Source organism: Tepidicella xavieri (assembly GCF_004363315.1).
GTDB lineage: Bacteria > Pseudomonadota > Gammaproteobacteria > Burkholderiales > Burkholderiaceae_C > Tepidicella > Tepidicella xavieri.
On record NZ_SNYL01000024.1, the window covers coordinates 1 to 19,023 of the forward strand.

Here is a 19,023-nt window from a genome sequence, read left to right on the forward strand (position 1 = left end):
ACCCTTCCTGGGCGCACAAGCGCCTTGCCAGTTAAGGGGTCAGGCCGTAGAATGAGGTTTAGCTAAACAGTCGGTCCTCATTTATCGGCTGTCGAGTCTTTCAGCTCGCCAAAGCTGATAGGCCCGGACCCCTGCCAAAGCCCCGCGCCAACGGGGCTTTTGCTTTTTCTGAGCCTGGCAACAGTGCCACCTGCGCCCTGCTCACTCGTCCTTCTTCCCTCGCAAGAGGGTTCGGGGTGTCCATCCGGTTGCATCTGCATCCCAGCGCAAAACCCCGTTTTGCCGCAATGCCGCCGCCGCTCCGTCGAAGCTGCGGAAATAGCGAACGCCACCGCGAAACAGTCCTAGAACGCGGTCACTCTGGCCTATGTGCAACACCACAACCAAGCCGTGGCGTGCTGCCTTAATGGTCGCGCCCTGTACGCTGCCGGTGGCCATCAGCTCTTTTAGAACGGTCGGCCCGACAACGCCCATTGATTCAACATCTGTAATCATGCCTTAGCTGCTCCGCCCTGACAAGCAAAGTTCAACATTGCTCTAGTCCTGTCGATTTTCAGTAAATACTCAAACGCTCATTTACTCACGCATCTGGCAGGCTATCGACGTACTCCGTCAGCAGTTCCTTGATGCTCTTTCCCTGGCGGGCGGCATACACCTTCAGCTTGGCGTGACGGGCGGCATCCAGCTCGAAATTAACCCGTTTCATGCCGCCGGCATCGTCGGCCAGGCTCGCCAGGGTGGCGGCCTTTGCTTTGTCGGTGCGGGCGCTCGGGCGGCCGGCGCTGAGAATGCTAGGCTTGCTCATTGCTTCATTACCTCAAATGTTCAAATGAGTTTTTCCTTAATCTCGGCCACCAGGGCGCGAACTTCGGCGGCTGCGTCGCCATCCGGCTCGGTTTCAAGAACGGTCGTGCCAGCGGCGGCCGTTCCGGGATAGCTCACGCGTTGCGTAATGCGCGCATCCAGAACGGGCAGGCCATAGCCGGCCAGGGCCTCCGTTACCTCGGCACCAATGCGCGTTCCCTTGATCGCACGCGACACGACAAAGGCGGCCTGTAGGCGGCCATCTGTGACCTCGATGCGCTGCTTAACAAGCTCCACCAGGTCAGACGTGGCCCAAATGTCGTAGGGCGATGGCTGCACCGGAATCAGCACAAAGTCGGCCGCTTTGATTGCCGATACGGCCAGGTCTGCCGCCTGGGGTGCGCCGTCGATCACCACAAAGTCTTTGCGGGCGACGTTCTTTAGGTCGCGGTCGATGGTCGGCCGGTCGATGCCAACAACGGTTAGCGGTTGATCTTCTCGCACGGCGGCCCAGTCGCGGGCGCTGCCCTGTGGGTCGGAATCGACCAGCAGCACGTCCGCGCCGTCGAGCTGCAAGGCACGGGCAATGTGGGTTGCGATGGTGGTTTTCCCGCTGCCACCTTTCTGATTCAGCACAGCAATGACTTTCATGCGCTCTCCTGGTGATTTCCTTAAATGAGGATTTACTCATTGCATCATAGCATAATGAGCAAATGAGTAAAGAATCATTTGAGGATTCACTTCGTCGGCAGCGACTCGTTCTCTCGCGCCTTGCGGGCGGCTGCATCGGCCACGGTTTCACTAGGTCGCAGGTCGTACAGCTTGCGGGCGTTGGTGGTGGTGATGAAAGGCGGCGGATCGGCCGGCCCTTCATCGTCCAGGAAAGCCACCTGCTGCCCTTCCTCCTGGCGTTCATCCGGACCGGCGGCCAGGGCGTCGGCCTCGGTCAATGCGTCCTCGATGAACGCGCCGCGCCGGCGGGCCTCGGCCCGGCTCACTTCCTCGCTGCGCTCTAGTGCCCGGTAGAGGGTCGAGCGATGCACACCCAGCAGGACGGCGGCTTCCTTCACGGTGCGGCCGTCCCGGTCGATCAGCTCGCGGGCGTGCTCGATCTGCGCCGGAGTGAGGGTGGGGCGCGGGCCGAACTTCACGCCCCGCGCCTTGGCCGCTTCCCGGCCGTGTTTGGTGCGCTCGCGGATCAGCTCGCGCTCGAACTCGGCAATGCCAGCAAACACGGTCAGCACCATGCGGCCGGCCGGGCTGGTGGTGTCGGCCCACGGCTCGGCCAGGCTGCGCAGGCCAGCGCCGGCCGCCTGGATGCGCTCGGCAATGTCCAGCAGGTCGCGGGTGGATCGCGCCAGGCGGTCTAGCCTGGTCACGGTCACCACGTCGCCAGGCCGCAGGTGATCGAGCAGCCGGGCCAGCTCCGGCCGGTCGCGTCGGGTGCCAGTGACCTTCTCGGCAAAGATGCGCGAACAGCCGACGGCGGCCAGTTGCTCGCGCTGGTTGGTCAAGTCCTGGGCGTCGGTACTGACGCGGGCATAGCCCAGCAGCAGGCCGCCGGTTGCTAGGTCGAGCGTGCCGGGGGCGCTTCTGTCTCTCATGGCGTTTTGTCTCCGGTTCTAGTCGCAGGTATTCGGAATTATGCGACTAGAACGCGCAACAAGAAAACGCCAGGCGAAGCGGGCGATGGCGGGCGTGTCGCAGGATGCAGGACTAATGCGACAAAGCCGGCTAGATTTTTGGATACACAAAGGTGTATCCATGCAATAATCCACGCCATGCCATGCAAGAACGTAGGCCTCCGCATCCGCATCGAAAAGGAACTCCGGGAGGCGTTCCAAAAAGCCTGCCGGGCTGAAAACCGGCACGCATCGGAGGTGCTGCGTGAATTCATGCAGGCGTATGCCGACCGCCATCAAGGGGGCTTGCAGGCGGATATGTTTTCCCCGCCGGCAGCCAGGAAGCCGCGCCGTTCAACAACGAGACAAACGACATGAGCCAATTCACTTCACTGGAAATCTGCGCGGGTGCCGGGGGGCAGGCTCTAGGCCTCGAAATGGCTGGCTTCGATCATGCCGCCCTGGTCGAGCTGGAGCCGGCCGCGTGTGCCACGCTGCGGCTGAACCGTCCTGCCTGGAACGTCATCGAGGACGATCTGCGCCGTTTCAGCGGGCAGCCTTACAAGGGCGTTGATCTGGTCGCGGGCGGCGTTCCTTGCCCTCCGTTCTCCAAAGCCGGCAAGCAGCTTGGCGCGAAAGACGAGCGCGACTTGTTCCCCGAGGCAATCCGCCTGGTTGATGAGTGCCGCCCTCAAGCGGTGATGCTGGAAAACGTGCGCGGCCTGCTTGATGCGGTTTTTGATGACTACCGGAACAAGGTCGAAAAACAGCTCAAGAAGCTGGGCTATGTGCCGGGATGGCGGCTGCTCAATGCTTCCGACTTCGGCGTGTCGCAGCTACGGCCGCGCGTGGTTTTCGTGGGCATCCGCAAAGACCTTGCGGCCGGGTTCTCCTGGCCGGAACCGCTCAAGGGCGAACCCGCAACAGTCGGCGAGCTGCTGCACGATCTCATGAAGGCCAACGGTTGGCGCGGCGCTGACCGCTGGCGCGAACAAGCCAATAGCATCGCCCCGACCCTGGTCGGCGGTTCCAAGAAGCACGGAGGCCCCGACCTCGGGCCGACCCGCGCCAAACGCGCCTGGGCCGCTCTCGGCGTCGATGGAATGGGGCTGTGGGACGAAGCCCCGCCGCGTGACTTCGTGGGGATGCCCCGCCTGACTCCGCGCATGACGGCACGGATTCAAGGTTTCCCGGATGACTGGCAGTTCTCCGGCCGCAAGACGGCCGCCTATCGCCAGATTGGCAATGCCTTCCCGCCGCCGGTCGCTGCTGCTGTAGCCCGGCAAATCTTCGCGGCGCTGTCCGTGAAGCGCATTTTCAAGGTAGCGTGATGACTGTTCCCGCCGACTTTCTCGAAGCCCGCAAACGCTTTCATGCTGCACTGCTTGAGGCAACACTGACGATCAACGCGGCGGGCGTTCCCAGCAACGCAGACAAAGACAGCAAGGCCAGCGTAGCAATTGCCAAGGGCATTGCCGAGTTGCTCAAGGCCGAAACCATCGGAGAGCGGATTGCAGGTCAAACCTCGGGCAGCCAGTTCGAGGAAATTTGCTCGAAATTCGTCCGGGAAACCTTCCTCAAGCTGGGGCACCTGCGGCCCGGCTCCTGGGATGTTCACCAAGTCGGCGGCCGCAACCGTCTGGAAATCGCCCGGTATGAGCAATATGCGCACCTCATCGCGCTTGACCGGGCTGCGAAGGCTGATGCTGAGCTGGCCGCAGCCTTGGGCAGCGACTACACCATCACCCCGGATATTGTGGTGGTGCGTGGCACAGAGGACGACAGCGTTATCAATGCACCCGCGTACCTGGTCGATGACAGCGTGACCACGCTTGCGAGCTTGCGGAAAAAGAACGGCGGCCGGCCGCTGCTTCATGCGAGCATCTCATGCAAATGGACGATCCGCAGTGACCGGGCGCAGAACGCCCGTTCAGAGGCGCTCAACCTGGTACGCAACCGCAAAGGCCGCCTGCCGCATGTCGTGGTTGTCACGGCCGAACCGACACCCAGCCGGCTGGCGTCCATCGCCTTGGGCACCGGGGATATTGATTGCGTGTATCACTTCGCCCTCTATGAGCTGCAAGAAACGGTGAAGGCCCTTGGGATGGATGACGCGGCCGACCTGCTGGCGGTCATGGTCAACGGCCACCGCCTGAAAGATATTTCAGACTTGCCGCTTGATCTCGCTGTGTGAGGTATGAGGCAAGGCCAGCGCGAGCAGGATGAAGCCGCTGGCGGACGCCAATACCGCGAGCTGCGCTTAGAAGATGGAACGGTCGTCGTGGTCTCGGTAGCCGCAAGGCGTTACGCCAGGACGCCGGATCAAAGTTACGGCTATCTGCAATTCAAGACCAACGGAAAGACCGTTACCAAGTACATCGGCCGCGTGACGGCCGAAAGCCGGGCCGAGTCCCTGCGCATGGGCTGGGAGCTGCTGCGCTCACGGAAGTTGGCCGAGTCTTTCGGCTGGTCGTGGATCAGCAAACGGGGCAAGTAGGGGGCTGCGCATGGGGATGAACCGCAGCGAGAACATGCGGCGCATCCGCAGCAAGAACACCGCCCCGGAAATGGCCGTGCGCAGCCTGGCGCATCGCCTTGGCTACCGCTACCGGCTGCACCGCAAGGACATTCCAGGCAAACCCGACCTTGTGTTTCCCGGCCGGCGGAAAGTGATCTTCATTCACGGCTGTTTCTGGCATCAGCATCCGGGGTGCAGGGAAGGGCGGCCGCCCAAGTCAAATACCGCCTACTGGCTGCCTAAGCTCGAACGCAACATGGAACGCGACAAGGCCGCGCTAGCGCGGCTTGCCGCCGCCGGGTGGGATGTGCTGGTGATATGGGAATGCGAGACGAAGGACGCCGAAGCCCTTGCGAGAACGCTAACGGGCTTCCTTGGCACCCCTCGCACGCCATGAATGGCGTGGCCCGCTTCCTGGCGCTGCGCTCTTATCCGCAGGCCTCGCCGTTCGCTTTCGCCTGGCAAGGGCTGATGATCGCAGCACGGCGCTCGATTTTGCCCGCCACCTCCAGCACCTGGCCGATGGGCACGGCCTGATTGAATGCGCCCTTGCCGAAGCTAACCATGCCCACAGCCTCGCCTCTGGTGTTGAACACCGGGCCGCCGGAGTTACCGCCAGTCACAGGGGCGTCGATCTGCATCATGGGCTGCGTCTGGAACATCCCGGAGGCCTCGCCGTAGCGGCTCACGATCCCGGCCGACAGGGAAAAGCCCCAGCCGTTGGGTGCGCCCACGGCCGCGATGGCCTGCCCCTGCCGGGGCATGGCAGGTGCAGGCGTCACCGGCCGGCCTGGCTCGCCCTCGATGCGCAGCAAGGCCACGTCCAGGGATGGATTAACCCCGGCCACGCGGGCCGGCCGCCATTCGCCCGATGCCAGCTTGACGCGCACCGCCTCGGTGCCGCTGAGAACATGCCCGGCGGTCGCCACCTGGCGGCCGTCACCGATCAGGAAACCCGCGCCCATCGTCACCCATTCGCGTTCGCTGTCGGCTTGCGCCCATCCGGCCTGCCAGGCGCGATACCGGGTCAGGATGGCGGTCGCAAGGTTCGTCTGCACGCCAGGGACAAGCCATGCGCGGTTACTGCTGCCGTCGCCCTTCGCCTGCTCGATGACGGCCACCATGACCACGGAAGGCATGACGCGCCCGGCAACCGCCGGCCAGTCGGGGGCAGGGCAGGGGCGCTTGTCCAGCGCCAGGCCTTCGCCGGCGGCACGCCGTGCGCTGGCTTCATGGTCGCCGGCCAGGTGGTCGCGCCAGCCGGCATCGCTAAGGCGCTGCTGCGCGGACGCGATGGCGTTCACATTGGCCTGCGTGGATGCCAGGGTGTAGCCGGCTGCGGACAGCGCCGCGCCGGCGGCAATGTAGGCGGCAAGGGCGGCCTGCCGCCAGGCCTTAACGCTGCCCATGCCGTGCGCCCTCCCCCTGTCCCGTCCGCCGGCGGCGGCGTGTCCAGCTCGCGCCTGGTGCCGTCCGGTGCCGTCTCGATGATCTTGCCGCCCTCCATGTGATGGGTCGGGATGCCGCGTGCGTGCAGGTCAGCCACAGCGCGGCGAGCGGCCTCCTTCGCCTGGGCGTCCAGCTCGGCGAAGGTCTTCCCGAAAACGCGCTTGTGGTCGCTCATGGCCGCCCCTTACGCGCTCTGCGCGGTCTGGTAGGCAAGCCGTTGTGTTTGGGCTTCGGTGGGGTTCGTCCAGACGTAGGAAAGCGCCCGGCTGGCGGTCAAGCTCGGCCCGGTGCGCGTGTCGTAAGTGACCATGCGGCCATCTTCAGCGGCCAAAACAAAGCGCTTGCTTTGGATGCTCATTGCACACCTCCACGGCGTATCAGCTACGCGGGGCAGCGCCACGGCATGGCACCATCGTACGCTAATACGCGGCTGCGTGAATACGTATCGGCGTAAATTCATGGTGACAGTAACGAAGGCCTGTCACCATTTCACCGGGTGAGGCCTTGGCCTCGCCGGGGCGGCTGGATCGGCGTTGCCTTGGCCTTGCCTTCGGCGTAGCCGATGGCAAGGTGTTGACCGATCTTCGGTCGCTGACCTGGTGGCAGGTGAGCGAACCGGGCTTTTTCGTGGATCGCGGCCACGGTCGGGGAAACGCGCTGCACGTAGTGATGGGCTGTTTCGCCCACGATCTGCCCCCGCGCGGTCGCACCTTCGCCGATGGCATACAGGCGCACCCCTTGGCCGATGGCCTGGCGGGCGAGCTGCTCGGCCTCCTGCCGGGACTGCTCGGCGGTCTTGGGCGCTGCCGCCCGCTCGGCGGGCTTGGTCGGCGCGGCGAGCTGCTGCCGGTGCTGCTCGATGGCCGGGTCGGTGAACGTCACCCGTAGGCCGTGCCGCGCGGCCACGGCTGCGACTTGGCGCTTGAATGCGTCGCTGCCCGTCACGTCCAGCCGCTGGCCGTACTTCTGTTGTGCGAGCTTCAGCCCGGCGAGGATCACGGCATCGTCGTTCGCGGCCTGGAAGGTGATGCGCCGCCCGTGGTCGGTGAAGGCTGCGCGCCCGGCCACTTGATAGCTTACGTCGCCGGTCTGCCGGTTGACCTGGTAGGTTATGGCCTTGAACGTCTTGAACTCGAAGGCCTGCGGCTCCTGGTCGGCTTCGCCCGGTGCCTTCAGGCCCGGCAAGCCCTCCCGCTTCTGCTCGGCCTGCTGCCATTGGCGCAGCTTGCGCTTGTCGGCGTAGACGTAGCCACGCAAGGCGCTGATTGCTGCCGGGTGCCCGGCCTCGGCCTGGTCGGCAACCCACTCGCGGTAGTTCTGCACCTTGCCGATGGCCGCGCGGTCGCGCTTCATGGCCTCGCGCAGCTCGGCCCGTTGCTTGACCGTTTCGGCGGCAAGAACTGAAAGCATGGCCTTCTTCATGGGGGCGGGGAGGTCGCCCGACTGGATGGCCTTGCGTTGGGCCTGCGCCTGCTCGGTGATGGTCTTGGCCTTCAGAGCATAGGTTGCCTTGAGAGCCTGCACCTGTTTGGCGATGTCATCAGCAAGCAGCTTCTTCGCCTGGTCATACAGCTCCCGCAGCTCGCGGCGCTGTTGCGCGCGCAGCTCGGCGCGCTCCGCGCGGCTCAAGGGATCGCGGCTCGGCTTGCGCTCCGGGTTGTACGTCTGCGCTGGCTGCTCGATCTCCGGCGCGGCCTGGTATGGGCCTAGCTGCTTCTCGAGCCGGGCTTTGCTCAGGCGCTCGTGCATGTCGCTGGCCTTGATGGGCGTCTGCTCCGGGTTGGTGCGGTCGTAGACCGCGAAGCCTTGCCCCTTCTGGCGCAGCTCAAGCCCATAGCGGCCCATGACCCGGTGCAGCTCGCCCCAGCTCAACGAAGGCGACTTCAGGGCCTCAACGATGGCCGCGCGCGGCTCTCCCCTGGCGTAGCTGAATAGACTTTCTCGCCCGCGGACTTCCATGTCGCGGGCTTTGGTGGGGGCCTTCTCCTTGGTGTTGCGCGTGTCCTTACTGGCCCAATCGATGACGGTTTCCCCGTCTCGCTCGAACACGGCAAAAGCCCCCTTGTCGTGCCCAAGCCCATAGCGAAGCTCGATCTCGCGCATGGCCCGCGCGCCCTTGTAGTGGTCGCGGTAGGGATAGACGGCCTTGTAAGTCTCTGGATGCACACGATTCACCGCAACGTGTACATGCAGGTTGTCGGTATCGGCGTGGATGGCAGCCACGTACTGGTGGCCCTCGAAGCCGAGGCTCTTCATGGTGTGCCTTGCGATGTCGAACATCGCTTCATTGGGCAGGCGCTCGCCTTTCTTCAAGCTCACCAGGAAGTGGTAAACCGGGTCTTTGATGCGCGGGTTCAGGGCCGCGACAGCCTGCATTTCAGCGGCGGCGGTGTCGATGTCTAGGCAGTTGGTTTCCATCGGCACAGTGGGCGCGCGCAAGGTCTGGACATTGCTCAAGGTGCGCGCCTGGCGCAGCGGTGCCCGCTGCTCGATGTCATCCAGTCCGGGCAAGTCCTCCAACGTCAGCAGCTCGCCGCGCAGGTGCTCGGGCATGCCCTCGAATAGCTCGCTCTCGATCAGCGGGGCGGTGGGTTCTCGGCCTTCGTGCGTGTCTCGGCCTTCGTGCGTGTCCCTGCGCCCGATGTAGGACACCAAGTCAGCGAAGCTAGAACGTCCGTCGTTACGCTTGGCCGTCGCCTTGAAGATCGCCACGGCCTAGCCTCTCGATTGCATCCTTGATCGCGCGAAGGATGTCGGCGGTTTCCTTGCTGTAGCTGCCGCCTGTGTCGTTGTGAATCTTCTTCTGAAGGCCTCCAAGGCGGCGCAGCTCGTTGATGACCTGGGCATCGATGGTGCTGCGAACCTTGCGCCCGAGGGCAGCGGCGCGAAGGAAGCCAGAGACGGTCATTCCCCCGTCACGCGCCTTCGCCTGGATGACCTCGTCCTCCTCCTTGGTCAGTCGAACCGGGCGGACGATGGTTCTCTTTCTCTGCTCGCTGCTCATGGTGCTTCGACTGCTTCCTTTCTGCTCATCTTTTGCTCATCTTTTGCTCATCTTTTGCTCATCTTTTGCTAACGCCACCCCCGACAGTGCTTCACTTCTGCTCATCTTTTGCTAACGCCCCGGCAGTGCTGAGGTATTGCTGATGTTTTGCAGATGCAGGGCCTCGCGCTGCTGATCTTTTGCTTATGTTTTGCTGATCTGCGCCCGCCTCGCGGGCCTGCATAAGCAGAAGGTCAGCAAAACATAAGCAGCGCCCCACGGGCGCGGCGGGTGAGGGGTCTCGGGGCGTAGCCCTGAGCAGGTAGGCTAGGCCCGCAAAGGGAGTGAAACGACTGGTGCGGGCCGGTGGTGTACCGCTCAGCGGTATACCAAGGCCTATCCTGTCCCCCTTCTCTCCGCCGTGAATTGATGATAACATGCGACCAACGCTGGGGATAGTCCAAGCGTTGAACTCACAGCACAGAAAGGAGCGATCTTGGGTATCTCAATAGACACCATCGAGCGCCTGAAAACGAAGCTGCAAACAGTGCCGCCGAAGCCGCGCACCGTGGTCAAGTCGAACAAGGAAGCGGTGTTGATGCTCCGCGCCGAGATCGAGCAACTGAGGGCCAACGGTCACGACTGGAACGATGTCGCCGAACTGCTTAAAGACGATGGGCAAGGAAGCGGGATCACGCTCAAAGGATCGACGCTGAAGTCGTTCCTTGCAGCTCCGAAGACAGCCACCTCGAAGCGCAGCAAGAAGGCCGGGGCCAACATGCCCGAGCTTTGAAGCGCGCAAAGGAATAGACTTAGCTGAAGAAAACGCGCTCGCCGCCCTCTGCGGTGTAGCCCCTGCGATGCAGGTCGTGCGGTCGGCCCGAAAGGTTCTGGCACGCGAGAGTTTCAAACGCACCTACGGTTCAGGGTCTGTCCTGAGCACCAGCGCCACTACGGATAGGGCGCTGACTGAGTGAGCTGAACACGCTCACGCCACGGTGCCGGTTCCGTTGCACGCATCCGGCCAACAACTGGATGCCCTTTGAACGTTCGTGAAACCACGGGCTTTCATCTGTGCGACGGTGAACCGCGTTCGGCATGGAAGCCCATACCTGAAAGGGCTAGGCCATGTCGCAACTCAAGCACTACGGGGAGCATTCCCCTGATGTCGTTGACGCGGATTTCCGCGTTGTCCCCACTCCCCCAGCTCGCGCCCTGCGGTCGCTGCCGATCTTCCGGCTGCTGACGGTCGCGCCGATCTTGGTCGCCATGTTCGGCGGGGCGCTCAATCTCTGGTCGGGCAGTGCCGCGATGCTCGGCGCATTCGCTGGCACCTTCGCCTTGGTCGGGCTGAATGCCTGGTTCGATCCATCCCGCCTGCGCCCGCTGGCCGTGCCCCTCGCGGCCATGGCTGGCTTGGCTGTGCTGTTCCTGGTCGGGGGTGGCGTATGAAGTGGCTCAAGAACTCCATCCAGCTCGTCGGCGCGGTTCATCAAGAGATTGCGGCAATGCCCGCCGACGCTCGCCGCAAGGGCTGGGCACGGGTGGCGGTTGTCCTGGCCATCGCTGCCTGCATCGCAGCCCTGACGGGTTGCAGCGATAACCAAGCAGAGAAGGCAGCGCAGGAACAAGCGCAGAAGGAAGCCGCGCGCAAAGCCGCCATGAAGGAAGCCTTCGATGTCGGTGATCCAACACAGAACAAACACAAGGGCTTCAAAGGTGGCTGGCCCCCTGCTGGTGACAAGAAGGAGGCACAGAAATGAAGGCCTCCCGCTCTCATGCCTTGTGGCTTTCTGCTCTCGCGGTTGGCCTCTACCTGGTCGCTGGCTCCGCATCTGCTCAGGCGGTGCCCAACACGGCCATCCTGGACGGGATTGCGGACTCATACGAGGCCGCTGCAACGGGCTGGATGGGGCCGATGTTGGCCTACGCGAATCGACTGTTCGCGTTGCTGCTGACGATCGAGCTGGCCGTCACCGGCACGAAGTACGTGCTTGAAAAGGACGACACCCGAAGCCTGATCGCCGCACTGGCGAACAAGATTCTGGGCGTTGGGTTCTTCTATGCCCTCTTGCAGTTCGCGCCTACTTGGATTCCGGCTCTCATAAACTCGTTCCGGGATGCCGGGGCGACGGTGGGCGGCGCAACGGCGCTCAGTCCCTCGGCGGTGTTCGCCCGTGGCCTGAACTTCGTCATCATCATCTTCAAGTCCATTTCAGACATGGACATGTGGGATGCGATAGGCGTCGTCCTCGCTGCGCTTCCGGCAGCGGTGTTCATCATCATCGCCTTCGTGGTGGTGGCTGGGCAGCTCCTGGTGACGCTCATCGAGAGTTACTTCGTCATCTCGGCGGCGGTCATCTTCCTGGGCTTTGGCGGCTCACGATGGACGCAGGACTTCGTTCAGAAATACCTCGGCTATGCAATCTCGGTCGGGGTCAAGCTCATGACCCTCTACTTGCTCATCGGCGCGAGCAATACGCTGTTCACGGGCTGGGCTGGTCTGCTGAGTTCGTCCACGGCGGGATTGCAATTCATCATCAATGCCTGGGTGGTGATGGGTGGCGCTGCGTTCTTCGCCTTCCTGGCCTGGATGATTCCTTCGCTGGCATCGTCGATGTTGTCGGGTGCGCCCTCGCTGACTGGCGGCGCGGCTGCGGGCGTCATAGGTGGCATGGTCGCGGGTGGCATCGGCGCTGCGGCCACGGCTGGCAAAGGCTTGGGAAAGCTCGGGGAGGCCGCAGGCGCGGCCTTCAAAGGCATGGGCGGGGGAGGCTCGCCCGGCCTGGCTGGCAGCTTGGCCGCTGGCGGCTTGTCCACTCTGGCCGGGGCGGCTGGTGCCGCGTCGGGTTCGCCGGGTGGCTCCGGACAGGTTGCGCCGCCGTCCAGCTCGGGAGGTTCACCCGCAGCGCCGCAAGCGGCTGGAAATGGCGGGGCAGGCCCCGCCGCTGGATCGGCCTCGGCCCGCTCGTCGGCGGCAGGTGGTCAGGCCTCAATGCCTTCGGGTGGCTCGGCCACGCCTGCCGCGCCGCCCCCTGCCGCCCCTGGCTCTGGTTCCGCCCAAGCATCGCAAGGCGGATCGGCCAGCAGTTCAGGCGCAAAGGCATCCAGCTCGAACCCCGAGGCATCGGCTGCCGTCTCTGCCGCAGCTTCTCGGCCTGTGGTGGATGACTTCGGTTCTGTGGTGCCACCCTCGGAGTCGGCGGGCTCCAGCTCGGCCAGTGCCGCAGCGTCCCCCCCGGCCACTGAAGCCAACGGGATCGGCGCTGAGGGGTCAAACGTCAGCCCACCCGGTGAGGCCGAAAAAGGCCCCGGCCTTCTGGATCGCTTGCGCAACGTGAAGCCGCCACAGCTTCAGTCTGACGCCGCACCAGGCGCAACCGTTCAGATTCGCTTCGATAGCGGTCGTGATTGACGCATCAACGCAAGTACGTATTTACTTGAAAGGATCATCATGAAGAAAACCATCATCGCCGCCATCGTGTCGGCCTCTCTGGTGGCCGCAGTGCCGCCCTCGTTTGCTGGCTCCGTCGCAGGCTTCGGCGGTGCGACCGAGATCACGCAGCTCGCCAACAACGTCGAACTGGTGAACTTGTACCTTCAGCAAGTGCAGTCCTACGCGACGCAGTTGCAGCAGTACCAGAACATGATTCAGAACACCCTCAACATTCCGGCCCAGGTGTGGGGCGCTGTTGAGGCCGATCTGATGAGCGTGGCCAACATCGTGAAGCAAGGGCAGGCCCTGGCCTACTCGGCGACGAACATCGCCAGCCAGTTCGAGAACACCTTCAAGGGTTTCACCTTCACCGGCACCGACTTCAAGAAGGAGTATCGAGACCTGTCCCGTAAGACCCTGGACACGCTCAAGGGCGCGCTCATGGCGGCAAACATGCAGTCGGACCAGTTCGCCAATGAGGAAATGACGCTGAAGCAGCTCCGCACCATGTCACAAAGCGCCACGGGCCAGATGCAAGCGATTCAGGTCGGCGTGCAGATCGCAGAGCAACAAGTCCAGCAGCTCCAAAAGCTGCGGCAGCTCATGATGGCCCAGCTCAGCCAGCAAAACACCTACCTGGCGGCGCAGGAACAGAAGGAAGCCACGCGCAAGGTGGCAGCGGATCGCGCCTTCGACGTGGGCGACCCCACGACCAACACCCACAAAGGCTACCGAGGCGGTTGGCGGTAAGTTCAACAGGCGGGGCGCGGTCAAGCATGGCCGCCCGCCGCGCGAACGCTCTGAGTCCCCGGCAGAGTCCCGCCGAATAGCCGGGGACACCTACACCAAGGCCCGCCACAGTGCGGGCCTTTCTTCGTCCTGGTCACCAGTCGCCCCGGTCTGGCGGGGCGTGGCAGGTAGTAGGTCGCCCCGGCCTGGCCGTCCTGGCCAACCCGCACCTGGCGATGCCCGGAAAACTGCGACCGCATAGAACGGCTCAGGAGCCACGAAAACGCCGCCGCCCTGCCCCACCCCTCACCAAGCCCAAGAAAACGCCACCACGGCCCGGATTTCGCGGCCTCTGGCCGCTTTCTCTGCGCCGAAGGGCGCGGGCGGTTAATGATTCGCGTTCTGTGGGTAACTTATCCACAGCGGCAGGGGTTAAATAAAAGGTTAAAAGAATGGTTAGCACGTCCGGGCAAGTTACCCCCCCACCCTGTCGAAACAAATCGTGTCGCGGCCCGGAAAACCTTGTTCTTCAATGGTTTGCGGGGCATGGCCTCGATGCCATCGCCCGGTGATAACCGGGCCATCGCCCCCCGAGGCGGGAACTCATACAACAAGTCGCGGGAACTCATACAACAAGGTCGCGGGAACTCATACAACAAGGTCGCCGCTCGGCGAACGGAACTAATACAACAAGCCCGATGGTGACAGGAACCGGGCAGGAACCGGGCGGCCGCAGCTCGCGGTTTGAACCCCTCAAAGTGGAATGCTATCCCGACGTTGGCCCGTCCAGTGGTGGCAGAACTGGAATGCTATCCCGACGCTCGGACACCAATCAGAGCTTCGTCCAGACGGCTTGAGCCTCGCGGCGGGAACTCGGCTCGATCCTGGCCCCGGCGATGATCTCCAGGCGCTCCAGCTCGCCCATAGCCTCGCCCAAGGCCTCCTTGAACTTGTTCATGGGGCTGCCGTAGTCCATCCACTCTTTGAGCAGCTTCAGGCCGATGCGGTGAACGCCTGGCTCGTGGGAAGCGATGTAGTTCTGAAGCCACTTTGCCATGTCCACGCGCTTGTGCAGTTGCTTGCGCTTGTCCCAGTCGATCAGCGCATATTCCTTGTTGTGGAACAGCGCAAGGATGCGCGGGTCGAACCTGATGAAGTAGGCATCGGCCTCGGGGTCGTAGTCGAACGAGTCCACCAGGTGCAGGCTGGAAGACTTCGGCGTCCCGCCGATCTTGTACCGCTTGGCCTCGATCTCGATAGCGCCCAAGAACAGCCGCCGAAAGGCCTCATGGAGCCATTCATAGTCGCTCTTGCCGTTGCTGCGCCCGATGGCCTTGAGGAAGGTTCCCCGCTTGATGATGACCCGCTCGCCCAAGGGTGCGCGGTGGGCCTCATAGAGCGCCTGCATGAAGACATCGCAGTCGGCCATGTCGAGCTGCTTGCCGGTGAACAAGATTTTCACGTCGTCCCGGCTGGCGATCTCCGCGCGGTCGTGCTGCTTGCGACGGCCTGGCGCGATGGGCGCGAACAGCGAAGACCTGGCAAGGTGGTTCGGGATGGCGCGCTCAAGGTCGGGCCACAGCGGGAGCTGTCGGCGCTCTGGCGGGATGGCCCGGGCGGCGGGGGCGTTGGCGTCGATGCCCGCGCAGCTCACGCGGCCGATGGCGCGGCCGTAGCGGTCGTATCCCCTGTCCTCGATGACGGCCTCGCGGCCGAAGCAAAGGCCGGAAAGGGACTGCTTCGAGCGTTGGCCGAAGGGCTGCCCTTTTTCCGGGGCGTCGATCTCGGCCAGTCGTATGCGGTGCTCCTGACGCCCGGCGTCAAGAACGGCCAGGGTATCGCCATCCATGACCGCCACCACCCGGCCGCGCAGCTCTCCGCCCTGGGCAGCGGCCGCCAGCGCGAACAGGCACCCGGCCAGCATGGCGCGGATCACTTGCGCCCCCTGCCCTGCCCCTCGGACGGAGCCAGGCGGGCGATGAGGGCGGCCATCTGCTCGCTGGAAGCTTCCAGACGGCCGCGCAGCGTGGCGGCTTCTTCCCGTGCCTCAGCGAGCGCCTGCCGGGCCTGGGCGGATTCATGGTGCGCCCTGTCCAGCTCTGTGCGCAGCTCGTTGGCTCTGGCCTCGGCAGTGTGCGCCAGCTCCTGCGCCTCGGCAAGCTGCCCGCGCAGGCCTGCGGCGGTCTGCTCTGCCTCGCGCCTCTCCCGCTCCAGGGCCTCGATACGGGCGCGGGCCTCGTCCAGCTCTCCGGTTAGTTGGTCGGCCAGCTCGGCCGCCTCGCGCCGTGCCTGCTCCGCCTCCTGGCGTGCTTGTTCCAGGGCCTCGCGCTCGGACGCAAGCCGCGCATTCGCCAGCTCCAGCGCAAGACTCCAAATTTCGGCTCCCGCCTCCGCCAGACGGTCGGCCACGGCCTGCGGGGCCGGCTCGCGGATCGGCGCGGCCTGGCTTGCTTTCCGCGCCCGCCATTCGTTCATGGCCTCGCTGATGGTCGTAAAGGAACCCCCGCCCAAGGCCTTGCGCACAGCGGCCAAGGTCGGCTTCTGGCCGGCGGTGTCCAGCTCGTCGGCGGCGGAAAAAATCTGCTCTTTCGTGACTGCCATAGCGGTTGCTCCTGTATGAAATGTAGCGTTGTAGTATGTTGTATGCTACTACTACATACTACAATTTACAAGCCCTACGGCGAAATACTACGCGCCGGGCCAGGGCCAGCCCGGCCGGGAGCGCGTCGGGGTCGAAATTTGGCCCTGTGCGGGCCGTGGCGGCGTTTTCCGGGGTCGGCGGCCCTATCCCCTACCCTCGCCCGGTTTCGGGCTTCCTGGGCGCTTCTGCGCGGCTTGGGTGTGGTTTCGGGCCTTCCTCGTTGGAAATGGCGATGCTGGCCAGCTCGGCCGCTTGGCTGCTGGCCTTTTTTCTTGGCGTTCAACCTGCGGCCTTTCAGCGGGCACGGTGCTGGATGAGGGCGCAGGCGGTGGAGTTGGCACCGGCGCGGCGTGCCGCGCCTTGGTAAGCCAGTCCCTGGCCGCAGGCTAGGCACTTTGATGGGGTGAGGCCGAAGCCCCTGGGGTATGCCGGGAGGGAGCGCCAAAGGCGCGGGCGTAGGCCCGAAGGGCCGAAGGAACCGGCGGGGCGAAGCCCCTAGAGGCGGCGCGTCCGTAGGACGCTTGGGGCGATTGTGTGGCTGTGGCGGTGTTTTTCCACAGCGATAGTGCCCCTAACTACCGGTTAAAAATTAAAGGAAAGACTTAAAGGCAAAACCGTACCGGTTTAGGGGGGGGGTGATTTCACGATCTAGGGGGGGGGGCGATTTCACGTGGATAAGTGCGGCCATCCACAAGGTTTTCTCCCCAATTGGGGTGTCCGTGGCCTCCTTCCCCCTGGCGTTCGCCCTGCGCCTGCCAGAAACAATACGGCCGCCAGTGTCGGTTTCTGGCCTGCCGCGTCCAGCTCGTCGGCCACTCGGAAATCCAGGCGCACAGCCTAGGCATTTTTAGCCGCTAAAGATGACGGCCTGGGCTGCTTCCAAGCGTTTGACAGCCGCCACAAAGTCCAGGCGCAGCAGGTACATGGTCAAGTCAATGGCCCCACCACCACCCTGCCCCCTCCTGGCGTCAAACCATTTCGGGCCAGTCGCCAACAGCTCGACCATGCCTCCATCCAGGGAGACATACAAACGCACAGTGCGCGGGTCTTTCGTCGGCCGAAAATCTGGATCACGCTTCCAGTACAAACCCAACAGCTCCAGCGCGGACGTAACCGACATTTCACGTAACCGAGCCAGCAGCTCAGGAGAAAAAGATCGCCGACGCATCATTACCACACCTCCAAGACATAATGCCGGGGGCAGGGCTACACTCGGCCCCTTGGGCCTCTCCGGCCGCATAGCGGCCTGCGCGCCCTGTGGACAACGCTCCGCGTTGACACACAGGGCTTGCGGGCTACTCGCGTTAAATAAACGCTGATGGCTACTCCTTCTCTTCGGAAGAGGCCGCTACGCGGCGAGGCTTCGCCATTAGTAATACGGACGGACTTGTCTCACGCATCACTACCCCCTTGTCGGCTCTGTAATACGGACGGACTTGTCTCATCGGAGGGGGGCATCGGCTTACCGGCGCGATACCAGCTTGCCCGGCTCATCCCAAGGGCTTCCCACGGCTTCTTACGGCTCAAGCTGTTGGCTTCATAGATCGCCCGGTCAATGGCACCGGCGGCCCGCCTGCGGGCCGTGTGGCGCTCTCTGTCGCGTTCCTTGGCAATGTCCTTGCTGACCAGGGTTTTAAGGCGGCGCTGTTCGTCCTCGGTGATCTGGAACAGGCTGATAAGGGTGTCGTTCTTGGGCGTGTAGAGCGGCGGAAACTGACGACCTCCCACCTCCACGCGCTCGCCGGCTTCGTATGCCTTGGCCTTGGCATAGAGGGTCATCAGCTCCTTACTGCGGTAGCTCCAGGCCGGGTCAAGCTCTCCGGCCAGTGCGGCCGCCTCGTGGTACATCTGTCCGCTGTGCGTCGCACCAGAAAGCAGCAGGAAGTTGAGACGCCAGAAAAGGTGCTGCATGCGCTCGCCCTCACGCACGCCGCCGCGCAGCTCGGCCAGCTTGCGCAAGTCCTCCAGGCGATCCCACGCCAGTTGCCGACCAGAAAAGCCGCGCAGGTGATCGGTTTTCCCTCCTGGGATCAGGTGCAGTTGTCGCCGCTCGATGCGCTCCTGGCGTTGCTGCTCAATAGTCCAGCGTGCCACTGGAAGCAGCACCTCGGCCAGGTACTCGAATGAATAACGCACCGGCTGGCCGTCCGGGCCGGCCTCCACATGCACCACGCGGCAGATCTCGCCACTCTTGGAATTGACGGTATTCACCACGCGCAGGACGCGGCTTGCGTCCCGCGCCTGGGAATCTGCACCAAGGGGAGTCAAACGATCGATCAGGAACCGCTGGCAGGCATTCCAGCGCGGCAGTGCTTGGCGCGGCAGGGTGCCGTCCAGCAGCCATTTAGCTTGTATGCCTCGCCCGCTATAGACCAGGATCGACGGCGCGGGGATGCCTTCATGGGCGCAGTGGTACAGAACGGCGGCGGCCAGTTGGTCGGGGGAGCGGCCTTCGGCCCACGGCTGCCGGTACGTGTCCAGGTCTGCGAACAGCAGGCCGATGCGGGCCAGATTGACCACGCGCCGGTTTGGCCGGATGAACTCGGCCTGTGAAAGCCAGGTGTCGCGGCTCGGGTCGAGCATCCCCAACACCTCGGGCATGAAGGTCAGCCGGTAGGAGTCCTGCCGCTTCTCACGGCCGGAAGCCACCAAGAGCGAGAAAAACCCGGTTCTGCCGCTGTCGTGGTACGTGCCGGCCTCGTCTGCCGGCTCGAACAGTCTTAGTTGTGCCTGTCCCAAAGCCATAACCCTTCCTGGGCGCACAAGCGCCTTGCCAGTTAAGGGGTCAGGCCGTAGAATGAGGTTTAGCTAAACAGTCGGTCCTCATTTATCGGCTGTCGA

Annotated in this window: 22 protein-coding genes; 10 read left to right on the top strand and 12 right to left on the bottom strand. The window is 63.8% G+C overall.

The genetic code is table 11. The annotated features are described in order from the left end of the window. Positions 1-201: 201 nt before the first annotated feature. The 4 genes from parC to DFR43_RS13195 form a co-directional block, all read right to left on the bottom strand. The gene (parC, locus tag DFR43_RS13180) at positions 202-495 is read right to left on the bottom strand and encodes a ParC family partition-associated protein (protein ID WP_101979484.1); all 294 of its coding nucleotides are present in this window, start codon (positions 493-495) and stop codon (positions 202-204) included. Positions 496-580: 85 nt separating this feature from the next. Further along, positions 581-805, bottom strand: coding sequence for a plasmid partition protein ParG (locus DFR43_RS13185; RefSeq protein WP_101979485.1), 225 nt, complete (start codon positions 803-805; stop codon positions 581-583). 20 nt (positions 806-825) lie between these two features. Then, positions 826-1,455, bottom strand: a complete 630-nt coding sequence (gene parA, locus DFR43_RS13190; protein WP_101979486.1) for a ParA family partition ATPase — start codon at positions 1,453-1,455, stop codon at positions 826-828. An 86-nt stretch (positions 1,456-1,541) separates the two neighbouring features. Beyond that, positions 1,542-2,408, bottom strand: a complete 867-nt coding sequence (locus DFR43_RS13195) for a recombinase family protein (RefSeq protein ID WP_133599460.1) — start codon at positions 2,406-2,408, stop codon at positions 1,542-1,544. Positions 2,409-2,585: 177 nt separating this feature from the next. Here DFR43_RS13195 and DFR43_RS13200 point away from each other — a divergent pair, with 177 nt between their 5' ends. The 5 genes from DFR43_RS13200 to DFR43_RS13220 are packed head-to-tail and all read left to right on the top strand — an operon-like array spanning position 2,586 to position 5,341. Then, complete coding sequence (locus tag DFR43_RS13200; protein ID WP_133599461.1) at positions 2,586-2,804, top strand: hypothetical protein; 219 nt, start codon at positions 2,586-2,588, stop codon at positions 2,802-2,804. Further along, on the top strand, positions 2,801-3,757 hold the full coding sequence (locus DFR43_RS13205; RefSeq protein WP_133599463.1) for a DNA cytosine methyltransferase: 957 nt from the start codon (positions 2,801-2,803) through the stop codon (positions 3,755-3,757). The genes DFR43_RS13200 and DFR43_RS13205 overlap by 4 nt, the downstream gene beginning before the upstream one ends. After that, a complete protein-coding gene (locus DFR43_RS13210; protein ID WP_133599465.1) occupies positions 3,757-4,620 on the top strand; it encodes an NgoMIV family type II restriction endonuclease in 864 nt (287 codons plus the stop codon). Before DFR43_RS13205 ends, DFR43_RS13210 begins: the two co-directional genes overlap by 1 nt. A 3-nt stretch (positions 4,621-4,623) precedes the next feature. Beyond that, complete coding sequence (locus tag DFR43_RS13215; RefSeq protein ID WP_133599466.1) at positions 4,624-4,923, top strand: hypothetical protein; 300 nt, start codon at positions 4,624-4,626, stop codon at positions 4,921-4,923. A 10-nt stretch (positions 4,924-4,933) separates the two neighbouring features. After that, on the top strand, positions 4,934-5,341 hold the full coding sequence (locus tag DFR43_RS13220) for a very short patch repair endonuclease (RefSeq protein ID WP_133599467.1): 408 nt from the start codon (positions 4,934-4,936) through the stop codon (positions 5,339-5,341). 31 nt (positions 5,342-5,372) lie between these two features. On the opposite strand, the gene DFR43_RS13225 is transcribed toward DFR43_RS13220, so the two are convergent. The 4 genes from DFR43_RS13225 to mobA all read right to left on the bottom strand — a co-directional run bounded on the left by DFR43_RS13225 (position 5,373) and on the right by mobA (position 9,397). Beyond that, positions 5,373-6,353, bottom strand: a complete 981-nt coding sequence (locus tag DFR43_RS13225) for a S1C family serine protease (protein ID WP_133599469.1) — start codon at positions 6,351-6,353, stop codon at positions 5,373-5,375. Positions 6,354-6,577: 224 nt separating this feature from the next. Continuing rightward, positions 6,578-6,751: a hypothetical protein gene (locus DFR43_RS13670; protein ID WP_164499757.1), complete on the bottom strand. Its 174-nt coding sequence runs from the start codon at positions 6,749-6,751 to the stop codon at positions 6,578-6,580. 131 nt (positions 6,752-6,882) lie between these two features. Beyond that, positions 6,883-9,105 (bottom strand): TraI/MobA(P) family conjugative relaxase, encoded by a 2,223-nt coding sequence (gene traI, locus DFR43_RS13230; RefSeq protein WP_133599472.1) that lies wholly within the window; start codon positions 9,103-9,105, stop codon positions 6,883-6,885. Then, the gene (gene mobA / locus DFR43_RS13235) at positions 9,074-9,397 is read right to left on the bottom strand and encodes a plasmid mobilization protein MobA (protein WP_133599474.1); all 324 of its coding nucleotides are present in this window, start codon (positions 9,395-9,397) and stop codon (positions 9,074-9,076) included. Before mobA ends, traI begins: the two co-directional genes overlap by 32 nt. A 475-nt stretch (positions 9,398-9,872) precedes the next feature. Here mobA and DFR43_RS13240 point away from each other — a divergent pair, with 475 nt between their 5' ends. From DFR43_RS13240 to trbJ, 5 genes are all read left to right on the top strand, one after another. Beyond that, complete coding sequence (locus tag DFR43_RS13240) at positions 9,873-10,169, top strand: hypothetical protein (RefSeq protein ID WP_133599476.1); 297 nt, start codon at positions 9,873-9,875, stop codon at positions 10,167-10,169. Positions 10,170-10,504: 335 nt separating this feature from the next. Beyond that, positions 10,505-10,828: a hypothetical protein gene (locus tag DFR43_RS13245; protein ID WP_133599479.1), complete on the top strand. Its 324-nt coding sequence runs from the start codon at positions 10,505-10,507 to the stop codon at positions 10,826-10,828. Next, positions 10,825-11,139: a hypothetical protein gene (locus tag DFR43_RS13250; RefSeq protein ID WP_133599481.1), complete on the top strand. Its 315-nt coding sequence runs from the start codon at positions 10,825-10,827 to the stop codon at positions 11,137-11,139. The genes DFR43_RS13245 and DFR43_RS13250 overlap by 4 nt, the downstream gene beginning before the upstream one ends. After that, on the top strand, positions 11,136-12,791 hold the full coding sequence (trbL, locus tag DFR43_RS13255; protein WP_133599484.1) for a P-type conjugative transfer protein TrbL: 1,656 nt from the start codon (positions 11,136-11,138) through the stop codon (positions 12,789-12,791). The genes DFR43_RS13250 and trbL overlap by 4 nt, the downstream gene beginning before the upstream one ends. A 39-nt stretch (positions 12,792-12,830) precedes the next feature. Beyond that, on the top strand, positions 12,831-13,562 hold the full coding sequence (trbJ, locus tag DFR43_RS13260; RefSeq protein ID WP_133599486.1) for a P-type conjugative transfer protein TrbJ: 732 nt from the start codon (positions 12,831-12,833) through the stop codon (positions 13,560-13,562). Between the two features lie 811 nt (positions 13,563-14,373). Here trbJ and trfA read toward each other — a convergent pair. The 4 genes from trfA to DFR43_RS13280 form a co-directional block, all read right to left on the bottom strand. Next, positions 14,374-15,477, bottom strand: a complete 1,104-nt coding sequence (gene trfA, locus DFR43_RS13265; protein ID WP_133599488.1) for a plasmid replication initiator TrfA — start codon at positions 15,475-15,477, stop codon at positions 14,374-14,376. Continuing rightward, positions 15,474-16,142, bottom strand: a complete 669-nt coding sequence (locus DFR43_RS13270) for a DNA-binding protein (RefSeq protein ID WP_133599490.1) — start codon at positions 16,140-16,142, stop codon at positions 15,474-15,476. The genes trfA and DFR43_RS13270 overlap by 4 nt, the downstream gene beginning before the upstream one ends. Before the next feature lie 887 nt (positions 16,143-17,029). Further along, complete coding sequence (locus DFR43_RS13275) at positions 17,030-17,353, bottom strand: hypothetical protein (RefSeq protein ID WP_101979482.1); 324 nt, start codon at positions 17,351-17,353, stop codon at positions 17,030-17,032. Between the two features lie 221 nt (positions 17,354-17,574). Beyond that, positions 17,575-18,927, bottom strand: coding sequence for a replication protein (locus tag DFR43_RS13280; RefSeq protein WP_101979483.1), 1,353 nt, complete (start codon positions 18,925-18,927; stop codon positions 17,575-17,577). Positions 18,928-19,023: the final 96 nt, after the last annotated feature.